An 8,920-nucleotide genomic window follows, 5' to 3' on the forward strand; every position below is an offset into this window, starting at 1 on the left:
CTATACGGACTAAGGTAGCAATTAGATCGCATTTATTAATTCCCAAAGCCGTGGTATATAGATATAAGAACCTGTGTAGGTTAACTACATGAACGAAGGAATGTCGGCTATGAACAAACATCAGTGTAATATTCGAAAATTAAAAATTATTTTACCTTGCTTCATTACGCTCAGCTTTGTTGCGCCGTTGCATGCAAGTGTTTATAAGTGTGAAAAAGAAGGTGAGGTGGAGTTTAGCCAATTTCCATGTGGAGATAATGCAAAGCTCATTACAGTGAAGGAGCAAAACCCTGCTGTACCCAGTAACATTGTTACTCATGGCGATATGAATACATCCGAGGTAGATACATATATCCGTACTAAACAAATTGATGCGGATATTCAGCAACACCAAGATAAGATTGATACTTTTAGCGAAAAAATGAATGCGGAGATCGCTGGATTACGGGATCAATCTGATGCGCAATTAAATAATTTATCCGGTGCCAAAAAAGAAACGGCGATTGCTAACCAAATGGCTAGTGTGTCAGAGCGCTATAATGTATTAATTGAGCGCGAGCAGCGAGACATCGACCGTCTATTAAAAGAAAAGTTAGCCTTGCAAAGTATGACAAACAGCTCCGAAATTGACGAGCAATCAACACAGAGCAAAGACATTGATTCATTTATTCGTGGGCAAGAGATCAAGCGTGATATTGAACAACGGCAATCAAAAATTGATACTTATCAAGCGCAAATGGATAAACAAATAGCGACACTTGAAGCGCAAGCTAGTGAACAACCAAAAAACTTAACCGATGCGACTTTTGATAATTCATTATCGCGAAAAATGACCGCGATAACGTCAAAATACGCGACTCTGATTGATGTAGAACAACGCCAAATAGATCGCTTATTACAAGAGTTAGCCACTTTACAATAAAACAGATGGCATATTAACCGCTATTTTTTTTCAAGGACTCTGTGGCTTTTGTGTATTTGAGTATTAATAGCTACTACATTACTAAAGTTAAATAAATATGATTTAACGATATTTTTAAATAGTCGTAATGAGTAGCTCCAAGCAATTTGTGCTTTATGTGTAAAGTGATTGCCTAAATGAATTTGTAATGTGTTATAGAAAGCATCACAAAGTAAGTTGACATCAGTATTGCTGATACCTAATTTTGCTAAGTTATTAGCGTGATGCTCTATAAAAGGAGTCACCATAGATAGATTATCTAAATGACTTAATGTTCTTTCCAAAGCACAATAGAGTATGTAACTTTTTTCGCTGATAGCGTTACTACTCGGACACTTTATTGTAAGTGCTTGACGCTTCAGTTGAACCTGAAAAGTGACAGTAAAGCAGTGGAAGTTTGGTTTTATTATTGCAATATTTTGCAATAATAGTTTTTGTTGGTCATTACTAATACACATAGATTTATTCGCTCTAAGTAAAACTATTTCACTCACTTTAAGTAAAGTGTAGTTGGAGAATTCAACTGTGTTTGTAAAAAGTAGTAAAGGACTTGCTGTGAAATACGTTATTAGTGATTTAGATCAACTTTATTGCATATAGCTCAATAATTAATAGCCGTTCAATTAAAGTTAATTGTTCAGCTGTGTAATCTTGCACTTTAACTTTATAGTCTAAGTATTCTTTATGAGTTTTTGGTTGCTAATTATGCCAAGGCTCTCTATAATAGCCGCCATTGTTTAGCTTAGTTGATTAGCTAGATGGGTATCGTATAGTTTGATACCAGTTGGCGCGGGATGGAGCAGCCTGGTAGCTCGTCGGGCTCATAACCCGAAGGTCGTCGGTTCAAATCCGGCTCCCGCAACCAAATTCTTGGAGTTAGTTCTCGTTTTAACGATTCTAAGATTTTGTTGCCATACTTATGAGTAGCGATTTTAGTTACTGATTTGAAGTCGCGCATTCTATGTAATGCGCGTTTTGCGTTTAAGCCTTTGGGTTTATTTAGGTGGTGTTTGCTGCCCGCAGCCAAGCTTGGCCCATGGCCACACAGTTTTATGCTTTAGGTGTGACGCCCCGCTTGGTTCGGGGCGTTGTTGTATCTGCACCACTTGATTTTTACTCAAGGAATAAGCTAGGTATTTTAGGGCTATAAGCCCTTTTTTTGTTTGTATGGAGGATTTTCGTGACAAAACTTGAGCAAGATTTATTAACCATGCTTTCACCGTCAGTTGAGATGTTAGGCTTTGAATTACATGGTCTAGAGTTTGTGCAAGCGGGTCGCCATTCTACGCTTAGGGTCTATATCGATCATGAAGCGGGGATTTCGGTTGATAATTGTGCTGATGCAAGTCGTCAAATAAGTGCGATTTTAGATGTCGAAGACCCAATTACAAATGAATATGATTTGGAAGTATCGTCTCCTGGTGTTGATCGTCTATTATTCAAACAAGATCACTACGAGAAGGCACAAGGAGAGGAAGTACGTGTACGTACTAAGCTTCCGCAAGATGGTCGTCGTAATTTTAAAGGCGATTTAGTTTCAGTTAGCAGTGATATGATCACACTTTCAAGTGACGGCACTGAACACTTAATCATGCTCAGTAACATTGAACGTGCGAACATTATCGCAAAGTTTTAATTTCGAGTGCGAAGGAATAGGGCAAGCGAGGCATAACCCATGGCAAAAGAGATATTATTGGTTGCTGAAGCCGTTTCCAATGAGAAAGCGGTTCCAAAAGAAAAGATTTTCGAAGCGTTAGAGTTCGCATTAGCGACCGCGACTAAGAAAAAACACACGGGTGAAATTGAAGTACGTGTTGCAATTGACCGTAAAACAGGTGACTACGACACATTCCGTCGTTGGCAAATTGCTGAAGTACTTGAAGATGGTTCACTAGAGCACCCATACAGCGAAATTACCTTAGAAGCTGCGCAAGTTGATGATCCTGATCTTAAGGTTGGTGATTTCGTTGAAGAGCAAATCGAATCAATTAAGTTTGATCGCATTACAACACAAATGGCAAAGCAAGTAATCGTACAAAAAGTACGTGAAGCTGAACGTGCATTAGTTGTTGAAGCCTATAAAGATCAGCAAGGCGAGTTAGTAACAGGTGTTGTTAAAAAAGCAACGCGTGATGCAATCGTTCTAGATCTCGGTAACAATGCTGAAGCGGTTATTTACCGTGATGACATGTTACCACGTGAAAACTTCCGTCCAGGCGACCGTATTCGTGGTTTACTTTACGAAGTAAAACCTGATGCCCGTGGCGCACAGTTATTTGTAACGCGTTCTAAGCCAGAAATGCTGATGGAGTTATTCCGCATTGAGGTGCCAGAAATTGGCGAAGAAATGATTGAATTACGTGCTGCAGCGCGTGATCCGGGGTCGCGTGCAAAAATTGCTGTTAAATCGAACGACAAACGTATCGACCCAATTGGTGCGTGTGTAGGTATGCGTGGCGCCCGTGTACAAGCTGTTTCTACCGAGTTAGGTGGTGAGCGTGTTGATATCGTACTGTACGACGATAACCCTGCGCAGTTTGTTATCAATGCTATGTCACCGGCTGAAGTTGCGTCAATCGTGATGGACGAAGACACTCATTCAATGGATATCGCTGTTGAAGCAGATAACCTAGCACAAGCAATTGGTCGTAATGGTCAAAACGTTCGCCTTGCTAGCCAGTTAACTGGTTGGGAATTGAATGTAATGACCGTTGAAGAAATGCGCGCCAAAAATGAAGCTGAATCTGATAAACTAATTAACTTATTTACAGAAAACTTAGATATCGATGAAGATTTTGCAACGCTCCTTATCAATGAAGGTTTCTCAACGCTTGAAGAAGTCGCCTATGTTCCTGCATCTGAATTCTTAGAAATTGATGGGCTAGACGAAGAAACCGTTGATGTTTTACGTTCACGTGCTAAAGATGCGCTAACAACGAAAGCATTAAAAACAGAAGAAAGCCTTGACGGTGCTGAGCCTGCAGAAGACTTATTAGCACTAGAAGGATTAGAGCGCCACCTTGCGTTTGTTATGGCAAGTAAAGGGGTTGTAACGCTTGAAGATTTAGCTGAGCAAGGTATTGATGAATTAGTTGATATCACAGAAGTTTCTCCAGAAGAAGCTGGTAAGCTCATTATGGCTGCGCGTAACATTTGTTGGTTCGCAGACGAGTAATTTATTAACGGAGGTATTTGAGACTATGGCAGAAGTAAATGTTGAAAAACTAGCCGGGGATATCGGTACAACTGTTGATAAATTGCTTCAACAATTATCGCAAGCCGGAATCACTAAGCAAGCGGGTGATAATGTAACTGAAGCTGAAAAAGCAACGTTACTTGATCACTTGAGCAAGCAGCACGGCGGCACAGGCTCAGACGGCCCAGCCCGTATGACATTGCAACGTAAGAGTAAAAGCACACTGAGTGTGACAGGCTCTACGGGTCAAGCAAAGTCAGTGCAAGTTGAAGTACGTAAAACACGTACTTACGTGAAGAAAAGTGCTGTTGAGCAAGAACAAGAGCAAGCACGTATTGCTGCAGAAGAAGCTGCACGTCGTGAAGCTGAGCAACAAGCTGCAAAAGAAGCGGCTGAGCTAAAAGCAAAACAAGATGCTGAGCGTAAAGCCAAAGAAGAGGCTGATCGCAAAGCGAAAGAAGAGGCTAAACGTAAAGCAGACGCTGAACGTGCAGCAAAACAGAAGCAGATGACTCCAGAACAAACCGCTAAGTCTGAAAAAGACCGTGTTGAAGCTGAGCGTCTGCAAAGAGAAGCAGAAGAGGCCGCATTGAAGAAAGCTGAAGAAGAAGCGAAACGTCAAGCAGAAGAGGCAAGAAAGCTAGCAGAAGAAAACTCAGCTCGCTGGAAGAAAGAAGAAGAAGAGCGTAAGAAGCGTGAAGAAACCGCTGATCACCACCTTACGACTTCAACTTACGCACGTGAAGCAGAAGATGTTGCTGATGCGCGTGATGAGCAAGGCGCACGCCGTGCGAAGAAAAAGAAAAAAGCCCCAGCGAAAGAGAAATTCGTTCCTTCTAGAGGCAAGAAAAGTAAGCTAAAAGCGCCTTCGTCATTACAACATGGTTTCCAAAAACCGACTGTTGATGTGAAAAACGAAGTACGTATTAGTGAAACAATTACAGTTGCTGAGCTTGCATCACGCATGGCAGTTAAAGGCGCTGAAGTTGTAAAAACAATGATGAAAATGGGTGACATGGTTACCATTAACCAAGTGATTGACCAAGAAACAGCGCAACTCGTTGCTGAAGAAATGGGTCACAAGGTTATCATTGTTAAAGAAAATGAATTAGAGCAAACGGTACTTAACGACCGTCACGAAGATGGTAAATCATTACCACGTGCACCAGTTGTTACCGTAATGGGTCACGTTGACCATGGTAAAACATCAACGCTTGATTACATTCGTGAAGCAAAAGTAGCCTCTGGCGAAGCGGGTGGTATTACCCAGCACATTGGTGCTTATCATGTTGACGTAAATGGTAACATGATCACGTTCTTAGATACGCCTGGTCACGCGGCATTTACGTCAATGCGTGCTCGTGGTGCGAAAGCAACCGATATCGTAATCCTAGTAGTTGCAGCAGATGATGGTGTAATGCCACAAACTAAAGAAGCCGTACAGCATGCGCGTGCAGCTGGCGTTCCTTTAATCATCGCTGTCAATAAAATGGATAAAGAAGGCGTAGACCCAGATCGCGTTAAGAATGAGCTTGCTCAGTTAGACGTTATTCCTGAAGAGTGGGGCGGTGATACACAATACGTGCATATTTCAGCTAAAACGGGTTTAGGTATTGATGAGTTATTAGAAGCTGTATTAATGCAAGCTGAGTTATTAGAATTAACAGCGCCAACAGTCGGTATGGCGGCGGGTGTTGTAATTGAATCACGTTTAGATAAAGGCCGTGGCCCAGTTGCATCTATTCTTGTTCAATCTGGTACGCTTAATCAAGGTGACATCGTATTATGTGGTCTTGAATATGGCCGTGTTCGTGCGATGCGCGATGAAAATGGTAAAGATATCAAATCTGCTGGTCCTTCAATTCCTGTTGAAATTTTAGGTCTGTCAGGTATTCCGGCAGCCGGTGATGAAGCAACTGTAGTTAAAGACGAGCGTAAAGCCCGTGAAGTTGCACTTTATCGTCAAGGTAAATTCCGCGATGTTAAACTAGCACGTCAACAAAAAGCCAAGCTTGAAAACATGTTCACTAACATGACTGATGGTGATGTGTCAGAAGTTAACGTGGTACTTAAAGCTGATGTACAGGGTTCAATCGAAGCAATCTCTGATTCATTGACTAAACTGTCAACTGATGAAGTTAAAGTGAAAATTGTTGGTTCTGGCGTAGGCGGTATCACTGAAACTGATGCAACGCTTGCTGCGGCATCGAATGCAATCGTTGTTGGCTTTAACGTTCGTGCTGATGCTTCTGCGCGTAAAGTGATTGAGTCTGAAAACTTAGATTTACGTTACTACAGCGTTATCTACAGCTTGATTGATGAAGTTAAGCAAGCTATGTCAGGTATGTTAGCACCTGAGTTTAAACAAGAGATTATTGGTCTTGCTGAAGTACGTGACGTGTTCAAGTCACCTAAAATTGGTGCTATCGCAGGTTGTATGGTTACTGAAGGTGTGGTTAAACGTAGCGCGCCAATTCGTGTACTTCGTGATAACGTGGTTATCTATGAAGGTGAACTTGAGTCACTTCGTCGCTTTAAAGACGACGTTGCTGATGTTCGTAACGGCATGGAATGTGGTATCGGCGTTAAGAACTATAATGACGTTCGCGTTGGTGACCAAATCGAAGTATTCGAAACAGTTGAAGTACAACGTTCACTTTAATTGCTCGTAAGCTAAGATAATAAATGGGGGCTCAGCCCCCATTTGTGTATTCATTATTTAAAATAACTTATTTATATTTGTCAATGAGTTATAAATTTAGAGTAGAGTATAATGAGAGAGTTTTCTCGTACAGATCGCGTTGCTCAGCAAATTCAAAAAGAGATTGCTGTTATTTTACAACGTGAAATTAAAGATCCACGTTTAGGTATGGTGACAGTGTCTGCTGTTGAAGTATCGCGTGATTTATCTTATGCCAAAGTGTTTATTACAGTGTTTAATACCGAAGATGAAAATGCGGCAAAGCAAAGCGCTAAAGTATTAAACGAAGCAACGGGTTATATCCGTTCATTGCTTGGCAAGCGTATTCGTGCCCGTATTATGCCGGAATTGAAGTTTGTTGTTGATAACTCATTAATGGAAGGGATGCGTATTTCAAACTTAGTTGATTCGGTTATCCGTGAAGATAAAGCGAAGCACGTAGATGATGAACCAGAACAAGGCACTAAAGACTAATGGCAAGACGCAGTAAAGGCCGCGCAATTGACGGCATTTTATTACTAGATAAGCCACAAGGTATTTCGTCAAATAAAGCTTTGCAGCAAGCAAAGGGCATCTATTTTGCGCAAAAAGCAGGTCATACAGGTGCGCTTGATCCGTTAGCAACGGGTATGTTACCGATTTGCTTTGGTGAAGCGACAAAGTTTACTCAGTTCCTACTTGATACTGATAAAACATACGTTGTGCGTGCGAAACTAGGTGAGCGTACAACAACCTCTGATTCTGACGGTGAAATTGTCAGTACAAAAGAGGTTAATGTAAGCGTAGAGCAGTTGAGTAGTGAAATTGCAAAATTTTTAGGTGAGTCTGATCAATACCCTTCTATGTATTCGGCGCTAAAGTATGAAGGAAAACCTTTGTATAAGTATGCCCGTGAAGGCATTGAAGTGCCTCGTAAGTGTAGAAAAATCAATGTATTTAGTTTAACGCTTGATGAGTTTGATGAAGCGAATAATGAAGTACAAATGACCGCTCATGTATCAAAAGGCACTTACATTCGTACTATTGTTGACGATTTAGGTGAGAACCTCGGCTGTGGCGCACATGTTATTATGTTACACCGTAGTGCTGTGGGACATTACCCTGCAGATAAAATGGTGTCATTAACGCAGTTAAAAGCGCTCCTTGCTAAAGCAAAAGAGCAAGAACTGAGCCCATCTACTTATCTTGATGAACTGTTATTACCTATGGATAGCGCTTTAGTTGACTTACCCGTTGTTGAAATAACCAAAGAGCAGGGGGTTTCCTTTGGCCATGGTCAGGCTGTTGTACTTGGTGTAGAACTACCTGAAGGGGCCATTAAAGTGTTGGCGGATGGTGTGTTCATCGGCACGGGTGAGAAAAATCCTGATGGCCATTTGAAGTCAAAACGCGGCTTATCAAATCAACAAGAAGCGACTGAGTAAAGTTTCGCTTGTAGTTATTGCCGTAGCTGGTAGAATACGCCCGCTAATCGTTTTGGCTGAATTAGTGATCGGCTAAGACACCTTTTAAATTTTATTTTTGGAGTTACTATGTCACTAAGCAATCAAGAAAAAATCGATATCATCGCAAAATTCGCACGTGCAGAAGGCGACACTGGTTCACCTGAAGTACAAGTTGCACTTTTAACTTTCGATATCAACAAGCTTCAAGGTCACTTTGCTGATCACAAGCATGACTTCCACTCACGTCGTGGTCTGCTTCGTAAAGTAAGCACTCGCCGTAAACTGCTTGATTACCTTAAAGGTAAAGACATTGCACGTTATACTGCGTTAATCCAAGAACTTGGCCTACGTCGCTAAGAACTAGATTTCATAAAAAGGAGCATTTAGCTCCTTTTTTTGTGCCTGGCATTCCCTTCGTTGTTCTACATGAAAAATTCATAATACCAATCGTGTTAAGTTACTGACCATTTATAGCGACAGATAAATGGCGTGATAACAAGGCATAAATTTTGACATGTAGTTGTTCTACATGAAAAATTTATAACGCAGTTAGCGCTTTATTTAGCCCGCTAGATTGTTTAAATATTTATGTATATTTTTATAAATAATTATGCTAC

The 8,920-nt window shown here is 41.1% G+C and carries 8 protein-coding genes and 1 tRNA gene; 8 read left to right on the forward strand and 1 reads right to left on the reverse strand.

Annotation, left to right across the window (positions count from 1 at the left end):
• The first annotated feature begins 109 nt into the window (after positions 1 to 109).
• Positions 110 to 922 carry a hypothetical protein gene (locus tag CWB85_RS06070; protein ID WP_138554392.1) on the forward strand — a complete coding sequence of 271 codons (813 nt, stop codon included), beginning with the start codon at positions 110 to 112 and terminating at the stop codon, positions 920 to 922.
• Positions 923 to 942: 20 nt separating this feature from the next.
• On the opposite strand, the gene CWB85_RS06075 is transcribed toward CWB85_RS06070, so the two are convergent.
• Positions 943 to 1,419: a globin gene (locus CWB85_RS06075; protein WP_016707666.1), complete on the reverse strand. Its 477-nt coding sequence runs from the start codon at positions 1,417 to 1,419 to the stop codon at positions 943 to 945.
• Positions 1,420 to 1,749: 330 nt separating this feature from the next.
• On the opposite strand from CWB85_RS06075, the gene CWB85_RS06080 reads away from it, so the two are divergent.
• From CWB85_RS06080 to rpsO, 7 genes are all read left to right on the forward strand, one after another.
• Positions 1,750 to 1,826 (forward strand) — tRNA-Met (locus CWB85_RS06080).
• 315 nt (positions 1,827 to 2,141) lie between these two features.
• On the forward strand, positions 2,142 to 2,597 hold the full coding sequence (gene rimP / locus CWB85_RS06085) for a ribosome maturation factor RimP (protein ID WP_016707664.1): 456 nt from the start codon (positions 2,142 to 2,144) through the stop codon (positions 2,595 to 2,597).
• A 39-nt stretch (positions 2,598 to 2,636) separates the two neighbouring features.
• A complete protein-coding gene (gene nusA / locus CWB85_RS06090) occupies positions 2,637 to 4,136 on the forward strand; it encodes a transcription termination factor NusA (RefSeq protein ID WP_016707663.1) in 1,500 nt (499 codons plus the stop codon).
• 25 nt (positions 4,137 to 4,161) lie between these two features.
• Positions 4,162 to 6,819, forward strand: coding sequence for a translation initiation factor IF-2 (infB, locus tag CWB85_RS06095; protein ID WP_016707662.1), 2,658 nt, complete (start codon positions 4,162 to 4,164; stop codon positions 6,817 to 6,819).
• A 111-nt stretch (positions 6,820 to 6,930) separates the two neighbouring features.
• Positions 6,931 to 7,332 (forward strand): 30S ribosome-binding factor RbfA, encoded by a 402-nt coding sequence (rbfA, locus tag CWB85_RS06100; RefSeq protein WP_016707661.1) that lies wholly within the window; start codon positions 6,931 to 6,933, stop codon positions 7,330 to 7,332.
• Positions 7,332 to 8,282 (forward strand): tRNA pseudouridine(55) synthase TruB, encoded by a 951-nt coding sequence (truB, locus tag CWB85_RS06105; protein WP_138554393.1) that lies wholly within the window; start codon positions 7,332 to 7,334, stop codon positions 8,280 to 8,282. The genes rbfA and truB overlap by 1 nt, the downstream gene beginning before the upstream one ends.
• A gap of 108 nt (positions 8,283 to 8,390) precedes the next feature.
• Positions 8,391 to 8,660 carry a 30S ribosomal protein S15 gene (rpsO, locus tag CWB85_RS06110; RefSeq protein ID WP_016707659.1) on the forward strand — a complete coding sequence of 90 codons (270 nt, stop codon included), beginning with the start codon at positions 8,391 to 8,393 and terminating at the stop codon, positions 8,658 to 8,660.
• The last annotated feature ends 260 nt before the right edge of the window (positions 8,661 to 8,920 follow it).

Origin of the sequence: Pseudoalteromonas sp. S1727 (assembly GCF_005886375.1) — a bacterium.
GTDB classification, from domain to species: Bacteria; Pseudomonadota; Gammaproteobacteria; order Enterobacterales; family Alteromonadaceae; genus Pseudoalteromonas; species Pseudoalteromonas haloplanktis.

What these genes read in the sequence shown, in the direction of transcription:
- infB (WP_016707662.1), top strand. Translation starts at nt 4,162, where the DNA reads ATGGCAGAAGTAAATGTTGAAAAACTAGCCGGGGATATCGGTACAACT.
- rpsO (WP_016707659.1), top strand. Translation starts at nt 8,391, where the DNA reads ATGTCACTAAGCAATCAAGAAAAAATCGATATCATCGCAAAATTCGCA.
- nusA (WP_016707663.1), top strand. Translation starts at nt 2,637, where the DNA reads ATGGCAAAAGAGATATTATTGGTTGCTGAAGCCGTTTCCAATGAGAAA.
- CWB85_RS06075 (WP_016707666.1), bottom strand. Translation starts at nt 1,419, where the DNA reads ATGTGTATTAGTAATGACCAACAAAAACTATTATTGCAAAATATTGCA.
- CWB85_RS06070 (WP_138554392.1), top strand. Translation starts at nt 110, where the DNA reads ATGAACAAACATCAGTGTAATATTCGAAAATTAAAAATTATTTTACCT.
- rbfA (WP_016707661.1), top strand. Translation starts at nt 6,931, where the DNA reads ATGAGAGAGTTTTCTCGTACAGATCGCGTTGCTCAGCAAATTCAAAAA.
- truB (WP_138554393.1), top strand. Translation starts at nt 7,332, where the DNA reads ATGGCAAGACGCAGTAAAGGCCGCGCAATTGACGGCATTTTATTACTA.